General features: G+C 63.1%; 20 protein-coding genes. 10 read left to right on the top strand and 10 right to left on the bottom strand.

What is annotated here, in order from left to right; genetic code table 11:
• The first annotated feature begins 239 nt into the window (after positions 1-239).
• The 10 genes from ACFPWW_RS12765 to ACFPWW_RS12720 all read left to right on the top strand — a co-directional run bounded on the left by ACFPWW_RS12765 (position 240) and on the right by ACFPWW_RS12720 (position 10,280).
• Positions 240-1,271 carry a methionine ABC transporter ATP-binding protein gene (locus ACFPWW_RS12765; RefSeq protein WP_377311950.1) on the top strand — a complete coding sequence of 344 codons (1,032 nt, stop codon included), beginning with the start codon at positions 240-242 and terminating at the stop codon, positions 1,269-1,271.
• On the top strand, positions 1,261-1,929 hold the full coding sequence (locus ACFPWW_RS12760; RefSeq protein ID WP_112705149.1) for a methionine ABC transporter permease: 669 nt from the start codon (positions 1,261-1,263) through the stop codon (positions 1,927-1,929). Before ACFPWW_RS12765 ends, ACFPWW_RS12760 begins: the two co-directional genes overlap by 11 nt.
• 43 nt (positions 1,930-1,972) lie before the next feature.
• Positions 1,973-2,749 carry a MetQ/NlpA family ABC transporter substrate-binding protein gene (locus ACFPWW_RS12755; protein WP_377311909.1) on the top strand — a complete coding sequence of 259 codons (777 nt, stop codon included), beginning with the start codon at positions 1,973-1,975 and terminating at the stop codon, positions 2,747-2,749.
• Positions 2,750-2,879: 130 nt separating this feature from the next.
• On the top strand, positions 2,880-4,265 hold the full coding sequence (locus tag ACFPWW_RS12750) for a cache domain-containing protein (protein WP_112757553.1): 1,386 nt from the start codon (positions 2,880-2,882) through the stop codon (positions 4,263-4,265).
• Positions 4,262-4,909 (top strand): response regulator, encoded by a 648-nt coding sequence (locus ACFPWW_RS12745; RefSeq protein WP_377311908.1) that lies wholly within the window; start codon positions 4,262-4,264, stop codon positions 4,907-4,909. The genes ACFPWW_RS12750 and ACFPWW_RS12745 overlap by 4 nt, the downstream gene beginning before the upstream one ends.
• A 118-nt stretch (positions 4,910-5,027) precedes the next feature.
• Positions 5,028-5,576: a TRAP transporter small permease subunit gene (locus tag ACFPWW_RS12740; RefSeq protein WP_112754950.1), complete on the top strand. Its 549-nt coding sequence runs from the start codon at positions 5,028-5,030 to the stop codon at positions 5,574-5,576.
• 16 nt (positions 5,577-5,592) lie between these two features.
• Entirely contained in the window at positions 5,593-7,173 is a 1,581-nt protein-coding gene (locus ACFPWW_RS12735; protein ID WP_377311907.1) for a TRAP transporter large permease, read from the top strand.
• A gap of 59 nt (positions 7,174-7,232) precedes the next feature.
• Positions 7,233-8,348 (top strand): TRAP transporter substrate-binding protein, encoded by a 1,116-nt coding sequence (locus ACFPWW_RS12730; RefSeq protein ID WP_377311906.1) that lies wholly within the window; start codon positions 7,233-7,235, stop codon positions 8,346-8,348.
• Between the two features lie 79 nt (positions 8,349-8,427).
• Positions 8,428-9,678, top strand: coding sequence for a Na+/H+ antiporter NhaA (locus tag ACFPWW_RS12725; protein WP_377311905.1), 1,251 nt, complete (start codon positions 8,428-8,430; stop codon positions 9,676-9,678).
• A 239-nt stretch (positions 9,679-9,917) separates the two neighbouring features.
• Positions 9,918-10,280 carry a hypothetical protein gene (locus ACFPWW_RS12720; protein ID WP_112705145.1) on the top strand — a complete coding sequence of 121 codons (363 nt, stop codon included), beginning with the start codon at positions 9,918-9,920 and terminating at the stop codon, positions 10,278-10,280.
• Positions 10,281-10,351: 71 nt separating this feature from the next.
• Here the strand turns inward: ACFPWW_RS12720 and mog are convergent, their stop codons facing one another.
• Genes mog through ACFPWW_RS12670 form a run of 10 tightly spaced genes read right to left on the bottom strand, consistent with a single transcriptional unit; the run spans position 10,352 to position 21,190 of the window.
• Entirely contained in the window at positions 10,352-10,873 is a 522-nt protein-coding gene (mog, locus tag ACFPWW_RS12715) for a molybdopterin adenylyltransferase (protein WP_377311904.1), read from the bottom strand.
• A 42-nt stretch (positions 10,874-10,915) separates the two neighbouring features.
• Positions 10,916-11,392, bottom strand: coding sequence for a hypothetical protein (locus ACFPWW_RS12710; RefSeq protein ID WP_377311903.1), 477 nt, complete (start codon positions 11,390-11,392; stop codon positions 10,916-10,918).
• A 7-nt stretch (positions 11,393-11,399) separates the two neighbouring features.
• Positions 11,400-12,020 carry a DUF2478 domain-containing protein gene (locus tag ACFPWW_RS12705; protein WP_377311902.1) on the bottom strand — a complete coding sequence of 207 codons (621 nt, stop codon included), beginning with the start codon at positions 12,018-12,020 and terminating at the stop codon, positions 11,400-11,402.
• Positions 12,017-13,276 (bottom strand): gephyrin-like molybdotransferase Glp, encoded by a 1,260-nt coding sequence (gene glp / locus ACFPWW_RS12700; protein ID WP_377311901.1) that lies wholly within the window; start codon positions 13,274-13,276, stop codon positions 12,017-12,019. The genes ACFPWW_RS12705 and glp overlap by 4 nt, the downstream gene beginning before the upstream one ends.
• Positions 13,277-13,278: 2 nt before the next feature.
• Entirely contained in the window at positions 13,279-13,563 is a 285-nt protein-coding gene (locus ACFPWW_RS12695; protein WP_377311900.1) for a hypothetical protein, read from the bottom strand.
• A 9-nt stretch (positions 13,564-13,572) separates the two neighbouring features.
• Positions 13,573-14,463 carry a peptidylprolyl isomerase gene (locus tag ACFPWW_RS12690; RefSeq protein ID WP_377311899.1) on the bottom strand — a complete coding sequence of 297 codons (891 nt, stop codon included), beginning with the start codon at positions 14,461-14,463 and terminating at the stop codon, positions 13,573-13,575.
• Between the two features lie 5 nt (positions 14,464-14,468).
• The gene (narI, locus tag ACFPWW_RS12685) at positions 14,469-15,200 is read right to left on the bottom strand and encodes a respiratory nitrate reductase subunit gamma (protein ID WP_112757570.1); all 732 of its coding nucleotides are present in this window, start codon (positions 15,198-15,200) and stop codon (positions 14,469-14,471) included.
• A 13-nt stretch (positions 15,201-15,213) separates the two neighbouring features.
• Positions 15,214-15,924 carry a nitrate reductase molybdenum cofactor assembly chaperone gene (gene narJ / locus ACFPWW_RS12680; RefSeq protein ID WP_377311898.1) on the bottom strand — a complete coding sequence of 237 codons (711 nt, stop codon included), beginning with the start codon at positions 15,922-15,924 and terminating at the stop codon, positions 15,214-15,216.
• Positions 15,924-17,450 (bottom strand): nitrate reductase subunit beta, encoded by a 1,527-nt coding sequence (narH, locus tag ACFPWW_RS12675; RefSeq protein WP_377311896.1) that lies wholly within the window; start codon positions 17,448-17,450, stop codon positions 15,924-15,926. Before narH ends, narJ begins: the two co-directional genes overlap by 1 nt.
• Positions 17,447-21,190, bottom strand: coding sequence for a nitrate reductase subunit alpha (locus tag ACFPWW_RS12670; RefSeq protein WP_377311895.1), 3,744 nt, complete (start codon positions 21,188-21,190; stop codon positions 17,447-17,449). Before ACFPWW_RS12670 ends, narH begins: the two co-directional genes overlap by 4 nt.
• Positions 21,191-21,192: the final 2 nt, after the last annotated feature.

Genomic DNA, 21,192 nt, shown 5'->3' with positions numbered 1-21,192 from the left:
CGCATGCGTCGCCACGAGCGGGAGCCAACGCTTTCCCTCGCACCGGCCCCGTGTTCGCCGCCGAATGTGCAGCCTGGTTGGCTAATCTGTGCAAATGCGGCTATAGAGCCGCCAGTTTGTGAAGACCAAACCGAGAGCACAGCATGACTACGCAACACGCGGACCAGCAGGCGGCCACCGGCGCCGCCTCGAAAGGTCAGGTCGGAAGCGATCCGGCAAACGCGACACATCCCGTGCCGATGGTGGCTTTCGAGCGCGCCGGAAAGCGCTACGGCCCCACCGGCGAAGGTGGCTTTACCGCCGTCGACAGCGTCGATCTCATCGTCGGACGCGGCGCCATTACCGGCATTATCGGCCGTTCCGGCGCCGGCAAGTCGACGCTGATCCGCATGGTCAACGGGCTTGAGACCGTAACGTCGGGCAAGGTGCTCGTCGATGGCGTCGATGTCGGCGGGCTCGGCGAAGCCGCGTTGCGCGGCCTGCGCCGCCAGATCGGCATGATCTTCCAGCATTTCAATCTTCTGTCGTCGCGCACCGCCTTCGACAATGTGGCGCTGCCGCTGGAGATCGCCGGCGTCGAGAAAAAGGCGATCCGCGACAAGGTCGGGCCGCTGCTCGATCTGGTCGGCCTCGGCGACAAGGCCGGCAGCTATCCTTCGGAGCTTTCCGGCGGCCAGAAGCAGCGTATCGGCATTGCCCGCGCACTGGCGACCGATCCGAAACTGCTGCTCTCCGACGAGGCGACCTCTGCGCTCGACCCCGAGACGACACAGTCGATCCTCGAGCTTCTGAAGCGGATCAACGCCGAGCTCGGCCTGACCATTCTCCTGATTACCCATGAGATGGACGTCGTGAAAACCATCGCCAGCCACGTCGCCGTCATCGACGCCGGCCGCATCGTCGAATCCGGCCGTACCTTCGACGTCTATACCAACCCGCAGCACGAGACGACGCGCACGTTGCTTGCTTCGGCCCTGAAACTGCCCCAGTGGCTGCGCTCGGTCGTCAAGCCGCAGCCGTCAGCCGGCGACAAGGTGCTGGTCCGGCTGGTCTTCTTCGGGGACACGGCCTTCAGACCCCTGACCGGTCGGCTGGTTGCCGAACTCGGCTCGGACGTCAATATCCTTGCCGGCGCGATCGAGGAAATATCGGGCGAGCCTTTCGGTTCGCTTGTCGTTTCCTATTCGGCGGAGCCGGATGTCGTCGCGCGCGCCGATCGCTTCTATACCGAGACGGGCCTTGTCACGGAGGTACTCGGTTATGTCGCCTGATATGATCTTCAACCTCATTTCCAAAGCGCTGCTGCAGACTTTGCAGATGGTCTTCGTCGCCGGCTTCGTCGGCTCGGTCATCGGCCTGCCGATCGGCGTGTTTCTGGCGACCAGCGGCAAGGGCGAACTCTTTCCCGCGCCGAAGACCAATCGTGTGCTCGGCCTTATCGTCAACGCGGCGCGCTCGACGCCGTTCATCATCCTCGTCGTTGCCATCGTGCCGCTGACGCGGTTCTTGACCGGCACGTCGATCGGCACCTGGGCGGCGATCGTTCCGCTCACCATCGCCACCATTCCGTTCTTCGCGCGTCTGGTGGAATCCGCGATCCGCGAGGTCGACAAGGGCCTGATCGAAGCCGCCCGGGCCATGGGCGCGACGCCGTTCCAGATCGTCTTCAAGGTGCTTCTCGCCGAGGCGCGACCGAGCATCCTGATGGCTCTGACGATGACCATCGTCAGCCTGATCGGCTATTCGGCGATGGTCGGGGCTGTCGGCGGCGGCGGTTTGGGCGACCTCGGCATCCGCTTCGGCTACCAGCGCTTCAATCCCGAAATGATGGTGCTTGTCGTCCTGGTGCTGATCGTGCTGGTGCAAGTTGTGCAAAGCGCCGGCGACGGGCTTGCGCGACGCTTCGACAAGCGCAACCGGAAGAACTGATCTGCTACACGCATAATCCAGCAGACATACCAAGGAGATACCCATGAAGAAGCTCATCATTGCAGCCGCGATTGCGGCCTTTGCCGCCGGATCGGCTTTCGCCGAGGATATCAAGGTCGGCGTCACGCCGGGCGAGCACGCCCAGATCATGGAAAAGGTTGCTGAAATCGCCAAGACCAAGGGCCTCAACATCGAGATCGTCGAATTTTCCGACTATGTCGTGCCGAACCAGGCGCTGGCCGATGGCGACATCCAGGCCAACTCCTTCCAGCACCAGCCCTATCTCGACAACCAGATCGCCGACCGCAAGTTCGACCTCGTCAGCATCGGCACGACGATCACCACGCCGATGGGCGTCTATTCCAAGAAGGTGAAGAGCCTGGACGAGCTGAAGGACGGCGCGACCGTCGCTATCCCGAACGACCCGACCAACGGCGGCCGCGCGCTTCTGGTTCTCGCCAGCAAGGGCCTGATCAAGTTCAAGGAAAACCCCGGCATCAAGGTGACCGTGGCCGATATCATCGACAATCCGAAGAATATCGAGTTCGCCGAAATCGATGCGGCCCAGCTGCCGCGCTCGCTTGAAGACGTCGATGCCGCCGTCATCAACACCAACTACGCCATGGAAGCCGGCTTGCATCCGAAGACCGACGCCATCGCCATCGAAGGCGAAAAGTCGCCCTACGCCAACGTCATCGTCGTCCGCACTGCCGACAAGGACGCGCCCTGGGCCAAGACGCTGGTCGAATCCTACCATGATGAGAGCATCCGCAAGTTCATCAACGAAGAGTTCAAGGGCGCCCTGATCCCGTCCTGGTAAGGCCTGTCTTGCCCGGAAAGACTGCAGACGGTCCGGCTCTGCCGGGCCGTATTTCGTAACCCCGAATCGCGCCTCTTGAGGTGCGCCGTTACATCGGACTAAGCTTGCCCCTTCACGAAAGGGTGTAGTCTTGCAACTTCGTCATCAGATCCTGGCGCTTGCCGTCCTGCCACTTGTCGTCGCGATCACCCTGATAACGGCCTTCACGACGTGGCAGTCATCGACATTGGCGCAGAGCAGCATCGCCACGTTTGAACGCAACATGCTGGACGCCAAGGAAACCGAGCTGCTCAACCTTACAAATCTCGCTCTCTCGGCGATCAAGGATGTCTATGACAATGCGGACGCCGACGACGAGGGCGCGAAAGAGCGGGTAAGGCAGATCCTCACCTCGCTAGACTATGGGCAGGACGGATATTTCTTCGTCTACGACTATGACGGCAACAGCATCGTCCACCCCCGCCAGTCGTTTCGTCCGGGCCGCAACTGGCTCGACCTGGTCGATCCGGACGGCGACCAGGTAATTGCCAACCTGATTGCGAAGGCCAAGGAAGGCGGCGGACTGCACCAGTACAAATGGGAAAAGCCGTCTTCGGGAGCGATGGCGGACAAGCTGTCTTTCGCCGCCGGGCTCGACAAGTGGCGCTGGATGATCGGCACGGGGGTCTATCTCGACGATGTCTTTGCGCAGACGGAAACGGCCAAGGCCGGCTTGAGGAACAGCATCCGGCGCACGTTCGTCATCGTCACCCTGATTGCCGTCCCTTCGGTTCTCCTTGTCTTCGCCACCTGCATGTGGATCACCCTTCACGAACGGCGCATGGCGGACGGGAAGCTGAAACTGCTGACGCAACGGATCATCGATACGCAGGAGGAGGAACGCACAAGGCTTGCCCGGGAACTGCATGATGGCGTCTCGCAAAATCTGGTTGGCGTGCGCTACGCGTTCGATCTGGCCGCCCGAAAAGTCAAGGCGAGCACCGCCGACGCCGCTGCGGCCATCGACCGCGGGATCGATGCGCTGAACGGTGCCATCAAGGAAGTCCGGGAACTTTCGCACGAATTGCGGCCGCGCGTTCTCGACGATCTTGGGCTGGCGGCCGCGCTGACTTCGCTCGGCAGTCACTTTGAGGAGCGAACCGGGATCCCGGTTTCGGTCGAATCATCCAGCCCCGACACGCTCAGGCCGGAAGCCAATACCGCCCTTTACCGCATCGCCCAGGAGGCGCTCGCCAATATCGAGCGGCATGCCGGCGCCTCGCAGGTCGCAATCAGGATGTGGAGCACGAAGGGACGCGTTCGAATGTCGATCTCCGACAATGGAAGCGGCTTCGTCAAGGATGCGAGAGCGGGAAGTGCCGGCTATTCCGGTGGGTTGGGTCTCAGGAACATGCAGGAACGAATGGCGCATTTCCGGGGAATACTGCTCATACAGAGCAACGACAAAGGCACGACGCTCACGGCGATGTTCCCGAAGTCGGCAAACGCGGCAATGTCGGCTCCGAAGGCAGCATGAGCAACGATCCGCCGATATCAGTCATTCTCATCGATAACCATCCGTTGGTGCTGGAAGGCCTGCGGGCGATTCTGGAAACCTACGAGCACATAAGGGTCGTCGGCACGGCCGCGGCGGTGGCGCAGGGTCTGGAGATTGCGGCTGCCGAAAGGCCTGATATCGTCTTGCTGGATATCAACATGCCCCAGATCAACGGCATCGATGCGATCGAACTGTTCAAAAGCACGGTCCCGTCGACCAGAGTGCTGATGCTGTCCATGCATGACAGCCGCGAATATATCTCGGCCTCTGTCCTCAGAGGCGCATCCGGCTACATCCTCAAGGACGTTCCCAATGAGGAAATCGTCGCAGCGATCGAGACTGTCGCCGCCGGCGGCACCTTCTTTTCGACCGGCGTATCGGACGTTCTCCTGCAGCGAAAGCAAAGGGAGACGAGCGAGCCGTTGCCGCTGACGCCACGGGAGCGCGAGATCCTGGCTCTGCTTGCCGCCGGCCGCAGCAACAGGGATATTGCCAGGCTGCTCGATCTGTCGGTCGCCACCATCGAGACGCATCGCAAGACGATCAAGCGAAAGCTCGGCCTGTCCACGACCGCCGAACTGACGCGGATTGCCATCGAACACGGGCTCGTGCGCATGGATTGATCACCCTACCCACTACTGGGTAGGGCTCGGACGATTGCGTTTTTCTCGTATTGCGCGCCCAAACCGCAATCCGTAGGTCTCCATGGCGGCCGCTCCAAGCGGTCTCGGGAGGACTTTCATGGCCGGACTTCTGGCGCTTTCGCGGGCGATAGACGCGATCAATACCTTTTTCGGGAAAGCTGTTTCCTGGCTTCTTCTGCTGGCAGTGCTGATCAGCGCCGTCAACGCGACGACACGCAAGCTCTTCAATCTGAGTTCGAACGCGTGGCTGGAAGCGCAATGGTACCTGTTCTCCGCCGCCTTCCTGGTCGCGGCGGCATGGACCCTGATGAGCAACGAACATGTCAAGGTGGATCTGGTTTATGGCCGGCTCTCGCGCCGCGCCCAGCTGTGGATCGAAGTCCTCGGCACGATCTTCTTCCTGTTCCCGTTCTGCCTCATCACCATCTACCTCTCCTGGCCGACGGTGCTCGAGAAGTTTGCGACCGGGGAAATATCCAACAACACCGGCGGGCTCATCCTCTGGCCGGTCTGGGCGATGATCCCGCTCGGCTTCGGGCTCCTTACCCTCCAGGGCGTCTCTGAACTCATCAAGCGGATCGCCATCCTTCGTGGCGACTTGCCCGACGCGATCGCGATCGCCGACGCCGAAGCACAGACCCTCTAAGGCCGGGATCACCATCATGTTTGCATTCTTCGCGGAAAACCTCGCGCCGATCATGTTCCTGTCGCTGATCGTCGTGCTGCTGCTCGGCTACCCGGTAGCCTTCGCACTCGCCTTCGTCGGCTTCATCTTCGGCTTCATCGGCATCGAAATGGGCCTTCTGCCTGTCAATCTGTTCGGCGCGATCCCGGACCGCATCTTCGGGCAGATGTCGAACGAGACGCTGCTTGCGATCCCGTTCTTCACCTTCATGGGGCTGATACTGGAACGAAGCGGCATGGCCGAGGACCTGCTCGATACGATCGGACAGCTCTTCGGCCCGGTTCGCGGCGGCCTCGCCTTCGCAGTCATCTTCGTCGGCGCGATCCTTGCCGCAACCACCGGCGTCGTGGCTGCGTCGGTCATCTCGATGGGGCTGATCTCGCTGCCGATCATGCTGCGCTACGGCTACGACCGTAGCGTCGCCGCCGGCACGATCGCGGCTTCCGGCACTCTGGCGCAGATCATTCCGCCAAGCCTCGTCCTCATCATCCTCGCCGACCAGCTCGGCCGGTCCGTCGGCGACATGTACAAGGGCGCCCTGGTTCCGGGCCTCCTGCTCGTGGCCGCCTACGCGCTTTACATCATCACGATGTCGATCGTTCGCCCGCCGAGCGTGCCGGCGCTGCCTGCCGCAGCACGTACGCTGAAGGGCTGGAAGCTGCTGCAGCGGGTCGTCATCTCGCTCGTCCCGCCGCTGGTTCTGATCTTTCTCGTTCTCGGCACCATCTTCATCGGTCTTGCGACGCCGACGGAGGGCGGCGCCATGGGCGCGGTCGGCGCCCTCGTGCTCGCTGCCATCAACCGCCGTCTCGATCTGGCGATGATCAAGTCGGCGCTCTATGCGACGGCAAAGCTGTCCTCGTTCGTGATCTTCATCCTGCTCGGCGCGCGCGTCTTCTCGCTCACCTTCTATGGCGTCAACGGCCACGTCTGGGTCGAGCATCTGATGACCTCGATCCCCGGCGGCGAGGTCGGCTTCCTCATCGTCGCCAACCTGCTGGTGTTCTTCCTGGCCTTCTTCCTCGACTATTTCGAGCTGGCCTTCATCATCATTCCGCTGCTGGCACCGGTCGCCGACAGCCTCGGCATCGATCTGATCTGGTTCGGGGTGATGCTGGCGATCAACATGCAGACCTCGTTCATGCATCCGCCCTTCGGCTTCTCACTGTTTTACCTGCGGTCGGTCGCCCCGAGCAGGGCCTATAAGGACCGCGTGACCGGCGAGACGATCCAGCCTGTCACTTCCGGCCAGATTTATATGGGTTCCCTGCCCTATCTCGGCATCCAGCTCGCCATGGTCATCATCGTCATCGCCTTCCCGCAGCTCGTGACGCACTACAAGTCAGGCCGGGTTGCCGTCGATCCGTCGACGATCGAGCTGAACGTGCCCATGCCGGGCGAGGATGGAGCCAATCCCTTCGGCACGCCCGCCGCTCCCTTCGGAGCGGAGCCCTCGGAAGGCGAGGCCTCCCCGCCGGCCTTCGACGCCCCGGCACCCGATTTCGGATCGCCGACGCCAAGCTTCGGCTCCCCGGAACAGAACGGATCAAATCCCTGACTTTCACCCAGATCGCTGCCGCATCGCGCGGCAGTACCAATCCACAGAGGAGGAAAACCATGACGAAAGAGATCGGCCGCAGAGGCTTTCTGACCAAAGGCGCGCTGGCAGGCGCTGCCACCGTCGCCGGCGCTTCGCTTGCCGCCCCGGCCATTGCCCAGAGCGCGCCGACGCTGCGCTGGCGCCTGACATCGGGCTTCCCGAACAACCTCGACACGATCTACGGCGGTGCCGTGGTCATGGCCGATGCGCTGAACAAGATCACCGAGGGCAGGTTCCAGATCCAGGTCTTCCAGGCAGGCGAGCTTGTACCGGGCGCGCAGGCGATCGACGCCGTCAAGTCGAATACGGTCGAGCTTGCCCATACCTGCGGCTATTATTTCACCGGCAAGGATCCGACATTCGCCATCGGCTCCACCATTCCCTTCGGCCTCAACGGCCGCCAGCAGAATGCCTGGCTCTATCACGGCGGCGGAAACGAAGCCTACAATGAATTCCTCGCAGACTATGGCGTCGTCGGCATTCCCGGTGGGGCGACAGGCGCCCAGATGGGCGGCTGGTTCCGCAAGGAGATCAAGTCGGTCGCAGACCTGAAGGGCGTCAAGATGCGCATCGCGGGTGTCGCCGGCGAGGTTATGTCGCGCCTCGGCGTCGTGCCGCAGCAGCTTCCGGGCGGCGATATCTATCCCGCGCTTGAACGCGGCACCATCGACGCGGCCGAGTGGATCGGTCCTTACGACGACGAGAAGCTCGGCTTCTACCAGATTGCCCCGAACTATTACTACCCGGCCTATTGGGAAGGCGGTCTGACGATCCACTTCTTCATCAACAAGGCACAGTACGAGGGCCTGCCGGACACGTACAAGGCAGCGCTCGACACCGCCTGCAAGGCGGCGAACGTCAACATGCAGGCGCTCTACGACGTCAAGAACACGGCTGCCATCCGTTCGCTCGTCGGAAAGGGCGTCAAGCTGCGTCCGCTCCCCCGCGACGTGATGGATGCGGCCTACAAGGCCTCGTTCGAACTCTATGACGAATACAGCCAGAAACACCCGGCCTGGGCGAAGATCTATCCGGCCTGGAAGAAATTCCGCGACGAAAGCTTCGAATGGTTCCGCGTCGCCGAATACAGCTACGACAGCTACATGTACGCCGCTCAGGCGGCCAAGAAGTGATCTGCCATGGAGCCGGGTTCGCCCGGCTCCTTCCTTGCCGGCTGCTTTCCGGCAGCGGAACCTTGAAACGGGACAATCCATGTATCGCGTCTGGAAGCAGCTGGAGGAATATTCCTTCCTCCTTATCGCCGGCGCCGTCTGCGCTCTCATCTGGGCAAATATTCTCCCGTCCAGCTACCATGCGCTCGTAGACCATCCTTTGTGGCAGGGGGCGCCGGTCGGAGAGGTCGTCACCACGCCCGCCGGTACGTCTTCGCGGGTCGTCAGCATCCATTTCTTCGTCAACGACATCCTCATGGCCTTCTTCTTTGCCTTGGCCGGCAAGGAGGTCTGGGAAGCGGTCGCACTCAGAAACGGCGCGCTTCGGGGCAAGAAGGCATTGACGCCGTTGATCGCGACGGCCGGCGGCATGCTCGGCCCGGTCGTGATCTATCTGTCGGGAGCAGCAATGCTCGGAAAGATCGCCGTGTTCGCCAGCGGCTGGGCAATTCCGACCGCGACCGATATCGCCTTTTCCTATCTCGTCGGCCGGTTCATCTTCGGAGGCCGGCATCCCGCCGTCACCTTCCTCCTGCTGCTTGCAATTGCCGACGACGCTGCAGGGCTGATCATCGTTGCCGTCTTCTATCCTCAGGGCGATCTGGCGCCCGCATGGCTTCTGCTGTCGGCCGGCGCGGCGCTCTGCGCCTATCTCGTGGCCAACCGCATGCCGCGGATGCTTGACGCCGGCCGGCCGGAAAGGCCGGTCACGACCGCGTGGCGCAAGCACCTCTCGTTCTGGCCCTTCGCGCTTGCCGGCGCGATCAGCTGGTACGGCTTTCATCAGGCAGGCATCCATCCGGCGCTCGGCCTGTTGCCAGTCATCCCCGCCATACCGCATTCAGACATCGAGTTCGGCATGTTCGCGGAAGACGAGACAAGGCAGGCCGATCTCTTGAACGTGATCGAACATGCGCTCAAAGGTCCCGTTCAAATCGTGCTTTTCCTCTTCGGCCTGGTAAATGCCGGCGTCGAGTTCTCCGCCATCGGGGAGCCGACCTTACTCGTGGCCGCCGGGCTTATCATCGGAAAACCGCTTGGGATCGCATGCCTGGGCTGGATCGCGGCAAGGGTCCTGGGCTTCGGGCTGCCGGCGGGCATGAATTTTAGAGATCTCGTCGTCCTCGGCTGCGTCGCGGCAATCGGCTTCACGGTTTCGCTGTTCGTCGCTGGCGTCGCCTTTCCTGCCGGCAACATCCAGGATGCGGCGAAGATGGGTGCCGTCTTTTCCTTCGCCGCCGCCATTATCGCGATAATGGCCGGCCGAGCCCTATCCGTGACACGGATCTGATCCGCCAGATTTCCCCGGGGCCGGCTGCCATCTTGCCGGCATCCGCCATCAACGGCTTCCGGCACGTCAATAGCACGACCGGAACGCGGCCCCGACCTTCGCCCGGCGCAGCGTCCAGACCAGATCAATCTGCGCGGGATTTGCGCTGCAGCACGTTCCGGCCGTCCATCCTCTGGCACATAAGTTGCGACGGACACTATGGCGGGCAACGAAATGCGGCTTGGAACGACCATTTATCGATGCGGCATGAACCGGAGGGCGGCCTGCGCTGCCCGACCGCGAACATGACGATGCTTGCTCTCGTCAGGGGCGCCGCTCTCGCCCTCTCCATCGCTTTCAGCTGGAACCAGTTCATTCTGATCTTCGCCCGCGGCACTTCCATCGCGGTTCAGTTCTCCGTCGCGACCAGCGTTGCATCGACCATCGTCATCTCGGGCGCGGGGCTCGCCTACCAGCATCACAGCCCGGCCATTGCAAGCGCGATCCTGGCATCGGGCCTTCTCGCCGGCGCGCTCATCGGGATCTGTCGCTTGGCAAGGCCGCCGATGACCTGCCTGTCTGCAGTCTGCCTGCTTGCCTATCTCGGAACGATGAGCGGATAAGAGCGGCATTTCAACGCCAAGATGTCGCGCTGGCCGATGGCCACGGCATCCAGCCGGGCAAGCGGTCGGCTTCACTGCGGCCGAAAAGCGCCGATGAACGCCGGATCGGTCTCGATGCGACCGGCCCCGATCAGATCAAGGCAATAGGGAACGGCGCCGAACACGGTATTCAGGCAGAGATCGATCGATGAAGGCTTTCCGGGCAGGTTGATGATCAGGGTGCTGCCACGCGTGCCGGCCGACTGTCGCGACAGGATTGCCGTCGGCACGGCCTCGAAGCTTGCCCGGCGCATGGCCTCCCCGAATCCCGGCAGCTCCTTGTCGATGACGCTGCGCATCGCTTCCGGCCTCTCGTCGCGGAGCGCAGGACCGGTCCCGCCTGTTGTCAGAACGAGGTCGAGCCGGTCGCGATCACAGAGATCGACCAGCGTGCCGCGCACGCTCTCGAATCCGTCGGGTATGGTTTTCGCAACGGCCGACCAGGGCGAGACGATCGCCCGTTCAAGCCAGGCACGAATTGCCGGTCCCGAAAGGTCGGCATATTCACCGCGGCTCGCGCGGTCGGATATTGTGAGGATCCCGATGCGGACCATCTGTATCAAACCTCCGGTTGGAATTCGTGACGCAATTCGGCGTCAGAAAAAACTGAAGCCATGCGATCCGGCAACAGCACCGAAGGCGGTGATGGCCGCAAGCAACAGCAGGAATTCGTGCAGGCGGCTGACGCGGCGGAAAACGGCTCCGGCGTCCTGACGCGCTCTCTTTGCGAATTTCCCATGGAAGAGCGGCTCGATCACAAACAGCATGAGCATGAAGATGAGCCATGTGCCGAACATCGCCGGCATCCACCAGAAGTCAGGATCGGCGAAACGATCCCAGAGCTCCATCCTGTAGGCCATCCAGAGACCCGTTGCGCCGGCAAGCGGAACGGAGACGCGAACCTGTGCGGAAAAATGCCGCTCGACCCTTTCAAACAGCAACTGCGCCTCTTCGCCGGTCCGCCCCGATCGGACGAGCGGCAAAATGACCAGGGTCACGAAGCTCAGGCCGCCGATCCAGTGGATGACGGCAAGGACATGCAGGGCACGAGCGATCGCCACATCGTCCATCATCCACCTTTCATGCAACGGCCGCGACCGCCTCGGCCGACGGCCGGGGCGCGGGACGCAGTCTTTCTGTAGCGGCCGACAGGTCGCAGACGAGGTCAGATAATTCGATCTCCCGGAAAAGTCCTGCCGCGAATTCCCGAAACGGCACCAGGTTGATCTCCGGAACCCCGATCAGGACCGGAACCGAAAGCTCCAGCGCCCGGGCGATCAGCGACCGGAAACCACCGCCCTCCGCTTCTGTCTTCCCGAACTTGCAAAGGACGAGCAGATCCGTCTGGCCGGACAGGCCGGCTTCCGCGGCCTCGCACGCATCCAGCAGCCGGCCGGTGTCCAGCACGCATCCGCTAGCATGGGGACCGCGATCATCGGAGATCGCCCTGGTTTCGCCGCTTGAAAGATCGCGCAGGTACATGTCGCATTTCGTGCGGCCGGGCTTCGGCCGGCTGTGCTGAACGAGCCCGGCGAGCCGCAGGCCCTGTGCGGCCAGCTTGACCGTGACCTCCTGAAGAAAGGCTTCGAAATCCGAGCCCTTCGGATAGACGATCGCGGTGATCGGGTGTTCCGGGTGAGCGGTGTGCATGCACGTCTCCTTCAAACAGAAATCGGCGCCTGTCGAGCGGGTGGGCGTCACGTCGCGCACCTGCCGAAAGAGCCTTGATCGAATGGCAGGACCTCAAGGATCGTGCCTGCCGGCAGAGGGGCCGAAGCAGCGGGCGCAACGACGACCGCATCGGCGCATGCCATCGTCATCATCCGGTGCGAGCCCTCCGGTCCGCTGCGATGTGCGATCAGGCGGCCGTGCTCGACGCTCAGGCGCACCGGCAGCAGCTCCGTCCGATCCGGCTTGCCGGCAAGGGCAAAGCCTGTCTCCGCCGTCATCTGCCGGGCAGGCGCCTGACCGAGCAGAGCCGTCGCCATGGGGCGGATGAAGGCAAGTGCTGCGAAGGCGGCGGCCTGCGGATTGCCCGGCAGGCCGACGAAAAGCGCCCCTGCGAGCATGCCGAAAGCCAGCGGCTTGCCCGGCTTCATCGCCACTTTCATCACCTCAAGCCGCCCGCCGGCCCGCTCGACGGCATCGCGCACATGGTCTTCCTCGCCGACCGACATGCCGGCGGTCGTGATCACCATGTCGGCCGTCCGACGGGCCTCCTCAAGCGCCCGGGTGATCGCCACCGGATCGTCTGGAACCGACCGCGATATGATATGCGTGTTCGGCCCGGCCAGGAGTGCCGCAAGCATCGGACCGTTGCAGTCGTAGATCGCGCCGGGCGGCAGCGACCGGCCGGCCGCGTGAAGCTCGGAACCGGTGGTGATAATGGCGACCCTGAGCGGACGAACAACGGGGACGGCAGCGATCCCGAGGGCGGCGAGAAGGGCAATTTCCTTCCAGCCGAGAACATTGCCCTTTTCGAGAATGACCGCTCCCTGCGTGACGTCTTCCCCTGCCCTTCGGATATTGGCGCCCGGCTTGAGACCCGGCCCGAACTGGGCAAGGTCGCCTCTGCGCGCCACCTGTTCCTGCATCGCGACGGTATCGGCGCCGCTTGGGAGTGGCGCACCCGTCATGATGCGTTGGGCCGTGCCCGCAACGAGCACGCCCGGCCGATCGCCGGCCTGCGTGCGGCCCGATACCGGCAGGACCGCGGGTATGGCGTCCTTGCCTGCCAGGCAGAGGGCATATCCGTCCATCGCCGCCTGGTCGAAGGGCGGGAGGGACAACGGCGCCGCGATCGGCGCAGCCAGGATTCGCCCGGTCGCCCGAGCCAGCGGCACCTCTTCCAGCAGATCGAGCGGGCGGGCGAGTGCGGCGGCGGCACGGCGTGCCGCCTCGAATGATACGGTCGCCGGTCGGGGATCGAAGCAGGAGGAAGAGAAGTGGGCAGGCATCGTCACAACGTTCCCTGCTCCATCACGGTCTTGCGCAGGATGGAACGAACGGCGGCAAGCCCCGGATCTTCGGCTCGATTCATGATGCCGACCAGCTGGACGAAATCGTCGTCCGACGCCGTTTCGAGGAAGGAGCGGACGACGACGGCGAGATAGTCGGCCGGTTCCATGGCTTCGGCGGCCGCAGCCTTTTCGAGCCGTTCGTCCAGGCCTTCCATGCCGAGCACACCGATCAGTGCGGCCATGGCCTGCGGATTGTCGAGCGAGGCTATGAGAGCTCCGAACATGACATCTCCCTATTGCACCAGAGGGGTTGCGGCACCGTCAAGCACGATGCCGCGTATATCGGCACGGCCGATCAGCAGCGAAATATACTGAGCCGTCGCCTGCCGGCGGACATGCTCCTCCAGATAGCTGGCGATCCGGCTCTTGACCGCCTCGAACGGCAAAAGCGAGCCTTCGATCTTCCGCGCCAGCCGGATGAGGTGGACGCCGTAGCGGGTTTCGACAGGGCCGGATATTTCACCCTCGGCGAGGCCGGACAGCGCCGTCTCGAACTCCGGCGTCGTGTCCCCGATGCTGATCTGGCCGAGGCTGCCGCCGACTTCCCGCGAAGGGCAATCGGAACAATCCCTGGCGAGATCCGCAAACCGCTCGGGCTGCCGCATCAGGACGGCCGCAAGCGAAGCCGCCCGCTCCCGCGCTTGTGCGAAAGCGGCCACATCCTCCCGCCTTCCGGCGATCAGGATATGGTCCGCCTCGAACAGCGGCGGGGTCAGGAAGCGCTTGCGGTTGTTTTCGTAGAAGCGCCGCAGCGTTTCCTCGTCCGCTTTCGGCGTTTGTACTTCCCGCTCCAGGAGCAGACGCAACAAGGAATCCTCGTCGGTCTCGATCCGCCCGTCCGCATCGGCCTGCGGCTCGGCGACAATGCCAAGTCGGCGCGCCTCCTCCAGAAGCAGGTGGCGAATGACGAGCGCCCGTGTTGCGGCGTGCCAGGCCGCCCCCGGATTGACCGCCGGAAAATTCTGCGTCTCGGCGGCAATTTCCTTGCGGGAGATCGGCACGCCGTTGACGCTCACCGGCGGCAAGATGACCGGGTCGGAAGAGCGAGCCGGCGCGTGCTGATGCCGGTGGTCGTGATCCGTCCGGGCGTGCGTACCGGTGCGGTCGATGACGATCGAGACCATGGCCGTCACTCCGCCGGATGCCGGTAGGAACGGGCGGCCAGCTGTTGCCTGCTGAAGCGGCTGCGCACGACCTGATAGCCGGGGCGACCGATATACCAGACCGGCGCGCTCCAGACATGGACCAGACGCGTGAAGGGAAACAGCAGGAAGATCGTCATGCCGAGCAGCAGATGCAGCTTGAAGATCGGGTTGACATCGGAGACATAGGCGGCGGCCGCCGGCTGCAAGGTCAGGATGCCCTGCGCCCAGTTCATGAACTTCACCATCTCGTGGCCGTCCATATGGTGGAGGGAGACGAAGATGGTGGAGAGGCCGAGCGTCAGCTGCACCCAGAGAACGAGCAGGATCGCCATGTCGCCGAAGCTTGAGGTGGCGCGGATGCGCGGATCGAAGAAGCGGCGATGGGCAAGCAGCGATATGCCGATGAAGCAGGCAATACCGGCCAGACCGCCGACGACGATCGCCAGCCCCTGCTTGAAACTGTGCGGAATGCCGAGCGCATCGAAGATCACGATCGGCGTCAGCAGGCCACCGGCATGGCCGATGAAGATTACCAGGATGCCGATGTGAAAGAGGTTGGAACCCCAGCGCAGCTGCTTTCGCCGGAGCAGCTGCGAGGAGCCGGTCTTCCAGGTATATTGCTCACGATCGAAGCGGATCAGGCTGCCGAGCAGGAAGACGGTGAGGCAGAAATAGGGATACCAGCCGAAGAGCGCGGAATTGATTATCTGAGACATCGTCGTCCTCCTTTCAAAGCGGGTTGCTGCGTGCATCGCGATGGGCCGCGCGCAGGCGGGTCTGAAGCCTCTCGGTGGAACATCCGTCCATCGCGCCGCTTCCCGGGCCGAAGGTGACGGCCGTTTCTTCCCATTCCGCATCGAGCGCGGCGAGGTCGCCGCTCACCGGATCGAGAAGGTCGCCGTCGCCGGACGCCGTGAGCGAGACGCCGGCCATGCTGCGGATTGCCGCCAGGACGGCGGCATAGGGAGAATTGCGTGCGGCAAGACGCTCTTCCAGCGCCCCCAGGATGTGGACGGTCTCGGACAGGAGGTTCAGAGCCTCCTCCAGCGGTCGCGTCGACAGATATTCCAGGAAAAGCGGCAGATAATCCGGCAGTTCGTTGGCGGCCAGCACCAGCCCGCCGCTCTCGTAGAGCGCGGCAAGATCGACCATCGCCTGGCCGCGGTCGCGGCTCTCGCCATGCACATGCTCGAAGAGATGCAGCGAAAGGCGCCGCGTCCTGTCGAAGAGTTCGACATAACGCTCCTGCAGTTCGAAGAGATCGCGCGAGCCGAGATCGTCAAGCAGCGGCTGAAGCGCCGCTGCGGAGGCTGCCGGCACCAGCCGCTCCGAGGCGATCGCCTCCGCAATCTCCGGCGCCCCGGCGCAGAGCTCGGCTGACGGATAGGTCAGAAGCGCCGAGAGCGCCCGGAAGGTGAGAATTCCCCGACTTTCGGCCATCACGCGATCTCCATCGGATTGGAGGCCTTCTTGACCTGTTTCGTGCCGAAAAGGTTGGTCTCGCTCGTGCCGCCGGAGCAGCCATTGCCGAAAGAGAAGCCGCAGGAGCCGCGCAGGTCAAAGGCGTCCTCGCTCCACTCGCGGTGTGCCGTCGGGATGACGAAACGGTCCTCGTAGTTGGCGATCGCCATGATCCGGTACATGTCCTCGATATCGGCGCCGGTCAGCCCCACCTTCTCGGCGATCCTTTCGTCGATGCGGCCATCGATCGACTTGGCGCGCATATAGCCGCGCATGGCAAGCATGCGCTCCAGCGCGAGGGCCACCGGCTCCTCGTTGCCCGCCGTCAGCAGGTTGGCAAGATATTGCAGCGGGATGCGCAGCGAGCGGACGTCCGGCATGTCGCCGTCGAGGCCCATCTTGCCGGCTGCCGCCGCCGACTGGATCGGCGAAAGCGGCGGCACGTACCAGACCATCGGCAGGGTGCGGTATTCCGGATGCAGCGGGAAGGCGACCTTCCAGTCCATGGCCATCTTCCAGATCGGCGATGTCTTTGCCGCCTCGATCCAGGCTTCCGGCACACCGTCGGCGCGCGCCTGGGCGATCACCTTCGGATCCCTCGGATCGAGGAAGAGATCGAGCTGCGCCTGGTAGAGGTCCTTCTCGTCGGGCGCGCTGGCCGCAGCCTCGATACGGTCTGCATCGTAGAGCAGAACGCCGAGATAGCGGATGCGCCCGACGCAGGTTTCCGAGCAGACGGTCGGCTGGCCGACCTCGATGCGCGGGTAGCAGAAGATGCACTTCTCCGACTTGCCGGACGACCAGTTGTAGTAGATTTTCTTGTAGGGGCAGCCGGAAACGCACATGCGCCAGCCGCGGCACTTGTCCTGGTCGATGAGAACGATACCGTCCTCCTCGCGCTTGTAGATGGCACCCGACGGACAGACGGCGACGCAGGCCGGGTTGAGGCAATGCTCGCACAGCCGCGGCAGATACATCATGAACGTGTTTTCGAACTGGCCGTAGATGTCCTTCTGGACGCCCTCGAAATTCACGTCCTTCGAACGCTTTTCGAATTCGCCGCCGAGGATTTCCTCCCAGTTCGGACCCCATTCGATCTTCTCGATACGCTCGCCCGAAATAGCCGAGCGCGGCCGGGCGGTCGGAAATGCCTTCGATTCGCCCGCCGTATGCAGATGCTGGTAGTCGAAGGTGAAAGGCTCGTAATAATCGTCGATTTCCGGCAGATCCGGATTGGCGAAGATATTGGCGAGGACGCGCCACTTTGCGCCGATCTTCGGCTCGATCGTGCCGTTGCGCCTGCGCCGCCAGCCGCCGTTCCACTTTTCCTGGTTTTCCCATTCGCGGGGATAACCGACGCCGGGCTTGGTTTCGACATTGTTGAACCAGGCATATTCGACGCCTTCGCGGCTGGTCCAGACGTTCTTGCAGGTCACCGAGCAGGTGTGACAGCCGATGCACTTGTCAAGGTTCAGCACCATTGCGATTTGGGCACGGATCTTCATTCTGCAGCCTCCTTCGGTGCATCGGTTGAAAGCGGCTCCTCAAGCCAATCGACCTTGGACATTTTGCGCACGACGATGAACTCGTCGCGGTTCGACCCCACGGTTCCGTAATAGTTGAAGCCGTAGGCGAGCTGGGCGTAGCCGCCGATCATGTGCGTTGGTTTCAGGACGGTGCGCGTCACCGAATTGTGGATGCCGCCGCGGTTGCCGGTGAGCTCGGAGCCCGGCGTGTTTATGATCTTCTCCTGGGCGTGATACATCAGCATCATGCCCTGCTTGATGCGCTGGGAAACGACGGCGCGGGCCGTGAGCGCGCCATTGGCGTTGAAGACCTCGACCCAGTCGTTATCGACGATGCCGGCCGACTTGGCGTCCACCTCGGAGATCCAGACGACCGGACCGCCGCGATTGAGGGTCAGCATCAACAGGTTGTCCGTATAGGTCGAGTGAATGCCCCATTTCTGATGCGGCGTCAGGAAGTTGAGGACGATTTCCTTGTTGCCGTTCGGACGGCGGTCCTTGACGACGCCGATCGTCTTCAGATCGACCGGCGGCTTCCAGGTGACGAAGCCTTCGCCGAAGGCCCGCATCCAGAGATGGTCCTGATAGAGCTGCTGGCGGCCGGTGAGCGTGCGCCAGGGGATCAGCTCGTGGACATTCGTATAGCCGGCGTTGTAGCAGACCTTCTCGCTCTCGATGCCCGACCATGTGGGCGAGGAGATGATCTTGCGCGGCTGCGCCTGGATGTCGCGATAGCGGATCTTCTCGTCTTCCTTGGGAATGGCGAGATGGGTGTGATCGCGGCCGGTCGCCTTCGACAGAGCATCCCAGGCCTTCACCGCCACTTCGCCGTTGGTCTCGGGGGCGAGCATCAGAATGACCTCCGCCGCATCGATATCCGTGTCGATCTTCGGCAGGCCTTTTGCCGCGCCTTGCGAATGCACGCCGTTGAGGGCACCGAGCGCTTCGACCTCATGTTCGGTCTTCCAGCTGATGCCCTTGCCGCCATTGCCGACCGAGGTCATCAACGGCCCGAGTGCGGTGTAGCGGGCATGGATATTCGGATAATCGCGCTCGATGACCGCAACCGACGGCATGGTGCGGCCGGGGATCGGCTCGATCTCACCTTTCTTCCAATCCTTGACGTCGAAGGCCTGGGCCATCTCGCCGGGGCTGTCATGCTGGATCGGCGTGAGGACGACATCCTGCTCGACGCCAAGCACTTCCGGTGCGATGCGCGAAAAGGCCTTGGCGATGCCCTTGTAGATTTCCCAGTCGGAACGCGCCTCCCAGGCCGGATCGACGGCAGCCGACAGCGGATGGATGAAGGGGTGCATGTCGGAGGTATTGAGATCGTTCTTCTCGTACCAGGTGGCGGTCGGCAGGACGATGTCGGAATAGACGCAGGTGGTCGACATGCGGAAATCGAGCGTCACCAGCAGGTCGAGCTTGCCGCGCGGCGCCTCGTCATGCCAGGCGACCTCCTTGTTGCGAACCGCACCCTCTGCCCCGAGATCCTTGCCGATGACGCCGTTTTCGGTGCCGAGCAGGTGCTTGAGGAAATATTCGTGCCCCTTGCCCGAGGAGCCGAGCAGGTTCGACCGCCAGACGAACATGTTGCGCGGCCAGTTTGCCGGATCGTCGGGGTCGTCGCAGGAAAGCTCGAGTTCGCCGGACTTCAGCCCCTTGGCCACATAATCCTTCGGCTCGAGGCCGGCTGCCTTCGCCTTAGCGGCGATCGAGAGCGGATTGGCCTTCAGTTGCGGTGCCGAGGGCAGCCAGCCCATGCGTTCGGCGCGAACGTTGTAATCGATGAAGCTGTTTTCCCAATCGCCCTCCGGCGCGGTCGGCGACAGGATTTCGGCCGCGGTCAGCGTCTCGTAGCGCCATTGATCGGTATGGGCATAGAAGAAGGATGTCGAATTCATGTGGCGCGGCGGGCGCGCCCAGTCGAGCGCGAAGGCAAGCGGCGTCCAGCCGGTTTGCGGCCTGAGCTTCTCCTGGCCGACATAGTGGGACCACCCGCCGCCCGACTGGCCGATCGCCCCGCAGAAGACGAGGAGATTGATCACGCCGCGGTAGTTCATGTCCATGTTGTACCAATGGTTCATGCCGGCGCCGATGATGATCATCGAGCGGCCATTGGTCTTTTCGGCATTGGTGGCGAACTCGCGGGCAACCGTGATGATCGCATCGCGCTTTACGCCGGTGATGCGCTCCGCCCAAGCCGGCGTGAACGGCACGTCGTCGTTATAATCGCGGGCGACATTCGCGCCGCCGAAACCGCGATCGAGGCCGTAATTCGCCATCATCAGGTCGTAGACGGTGGCGACCTTGACCGGCTTGCCGTCTGCATCGGTGATGGTGCGGACGGGGACGTTGCGGGTCAGGATCTCGTCATGAGCGGTCGAGACGAAATGTTCGGTGGCGCGGCCGCCGAAATAAGGGAAGTCGACGCCCTCGATCGCGACGTTTTCACCCGCAAGCGAGAGCTTGAGACAGATGTCGCGGCCGTGGCCGTCCTTCTGCTCGAGATTCCATTTCGCCTGTTCGCCCCAGCGGTAGCCGACCGAGCCCAGCGGAGAGACCAGCTCGTCCGTCGCCTCGTCGATCGCGACGGCCTTCCATTCCGGGTTGTTGGTTTCGCCGAGAGCGCCTTTCAGTTCGGATGCCCGCAGCATGCGTTCGGGAACCAGACGACCGTCCCGCTCGGCGAGCCGGACCAGGAACGGCATGTCGGTATAACGACGTGTATAGTCGTCGAAATAGGGAACGGACCGGTCGAGATGATATTCCCGCAGGATGACGTGGCCCATGGCGAGCGCGAGCGCCGCATCGGTCCCCTGCTTCGGATTGAGCCAGATATCGGCGAATTTCGTCGCCTCGGCATAATCGGGGCTGACGACGGCGCTCTTGGTGCCCTTGTAGCGGACCTCGGTATAGAAATGGGCATCGGGCGTGCGCGTCTGCGGCACGTTGGAACCCCAGACGATGATGAAACCGGCATTGTACCAGTCGGCGCTTTCGGGCACGTCGGTCTGCTCGCCCCAGGTCTGCGGGCTTGCCGGCGGCAGGTCGCAGTACCAGTCGTAGAAGGACATGCAGACGCCGCCGAGCAGCGACAGGTAGCGCGCCCCTGCAGCATAGGAGACCATCGACATGGCCGGGATCGGCGAGAAGCCGATGATGCGGTCCGGGCCGTGCGCCTTGATCGTATAGGCGTTGGCGGCGGCAATGATCTCCGTCACTTCCTCCCAGCTGGCCCGGACGAAGCCGCCGTGACCGCGGATGGAAATGTAGGATTTGCGCTTCTCGGCATCCTCCACGATCGAGGCCCAGGCGGCGACCGGCGACATCGTCGCCCTCGCCTTGCGCCACAGCTTCAGGAGGCGGCCGCGGATCATCGGATATTTCACCCGCGCGCCGGAATAGAGATACCAGCTGTACGAAGCGCCGCGCGCACAGCCGCGCGGCTCATGGTTCGGCAGGTCCGGCCGCGTGCGCGGATAGTCTGTCTGCTGGGTCTCCCAGGTGACGATGCCGCCCTTGACGTAGATCTTCCACGAGCACGACCCCGTGCAGTTCACGCCGTGCGTGGAGCGGACGATCTTGTCGTGTTGCCAGCGCTTGCGATAGCCATCCTCCCAGGAGCGATCCTCGCTGGTGACGACGCCGTGGCCGTTCGAGAACTGACCGACATTCTTTCGGAAGAAGGTTAGCCGGTCGAGGAAATGAGACATGT

It is taken from the genome of Rhizobium sp. GCM10022189 (assembly GCF_042656325.1).
In the GTDB taxonomy this organism is placed as follows: Bacteria; Pseudomonadota; Alphaproteobacteria; order Rhizobiales; family Rhizobiaceae; genus Rhizobium.
The sequence above is the reverse complement of the archived record's forward strand: the minus strand, read 5'-3'. Positions and strand labels throughout refer to the sequence as shown.

Excerpts from the sequence above, each read along its gene's own strand:
- ACFPWW_RS12695 (WP_377311900.1), bottom strand. The coding sequence starts at position 13,563 with ATGTTCGGAGCTCTCATAGCCTCGCTCGACAATCCGCAGGCCATGGCC.
- ACFPWW_RS12760 (WP_112705149.1), top strand. The coding sequence starts at position 1,261 with ATGTCGCCTGATATGATCTTCAACCTCATTTCCAAAGCGCTGCTGCAG.
- ACFPWW_RS12745 (WP_377311908.1), top strand. The coding sequence starts at position 4,262 with ATGAGCAACGATCCGCCGATATCAGTCATTCTCATCGATAACCATCCG.
- ACFPWW_RS12670 (WP_377311895.1), bottom strand. The coding sequence starts at position 21,190 with ATGTCTCATTTCCTCGACCGGCTAACCTTCTTCCGAAAGAATGTCGGT.
- narI (WP_112757570.1), bottom strand. The coding sequence starts at position 15,200 with ATGTCTCAGATAATCAATTCCGCGCTCTTCGGCTGGTATCCCTATTTC.
- ACFPWW_RS12710 (WP_377311903.1), bottom strand. The coding sequence starts at position 11,392 with ATGATGGACGATGTGGCGATCGCTCGTGCCCTGCATGTCCTTGCCGTC.
- ACFPWW_RS12725 (WP_377311905.1), top strand. The coding sequence starts at position 8,428 with ATGTATCGCGTCTGGAAGCAGCTGGAGGAATATTCCTTCCTCCTTATC.
- ACFPWW_RS12690 (WP_377311899.1), bottom strand. The coding sequence starts at position 14,463 with ATGGTCTCGATCGTCATCGACCGCACCGGTACGCACGCCCGGACGGAT.
- mog (WP_377311904.1), bottom strand. The coding sequence starts at position 10,873 with ATGGTCCGCATCGGGATCCTCACAATATCCGACCGCGCGAGCCGCGGT.
- ACFPWW_RS12755 (WP_377311909.1), top strand. The coding sequence starts at position 1,973 with ATGAAGAAGCTCATCATTGCAGCCGCGATTGCGGCCTTTGCCGCCGGA.
- ACFPWW_RS12765 (WP_377311950.1), top strand. The coding sequence starts at position 240 with ATGGTGGCTTTCGAGCGCGCCGGAAAGCGCTACGGCCCCACCGGCGAA.
- glp (WP_377311901.1), bottom strand. The coding sequence starts at position 13,276 with ATGCCTGCCCACTTCTCTTCCTCCTGCTTCGATCCCCGACCGGCGACC.
- narH (WP_377311896.1), bottom strand. The coding sequence starts at position 17,450 with ATGAAGATCCGTGCCCAAATCGCAATGGTGCTGAACCTTGACAAGTGC.
- ACFPWW_RS12720 (WP_112705145.1), top strand. The coding sequence starts at position 9,918 with ATGCGGCATGAACCGGAGGGCGGCCTGCGCTGCCCGACCGCGAACATG.
- ACFPWW_RS12735 (WP_377311907.1), top strand. The coding sequence starts at position 5,593 with ATGTTTGCATTCTTCGCGGAAAACCTCGCGCCGATCATGTTCCTGTCG.
- narJ (WP_377311898.1), bottom strand. The coding sequence starts at position 15,924 with ATGGCCGAAAGTCGGGGAATTCTCACCTTCCGGGCGCTCTCGGCGCTT.
- ACFPWW_RS12740 (WP_112754950.1), top strand. The coding sequence starts at position 5,028 with ATGGCCGGACTTCTGGCGCTTTCGCGGGCGATAGACGCGATCAATACC.
- ACFPWW_RS12730 (WP_377311906.1), top strand. The coding sequence starts at position 7,233 with ATGACGAAAGAGATCGGCCGCAGAGGCTTTCTGACCAAAGGCGCGCTG.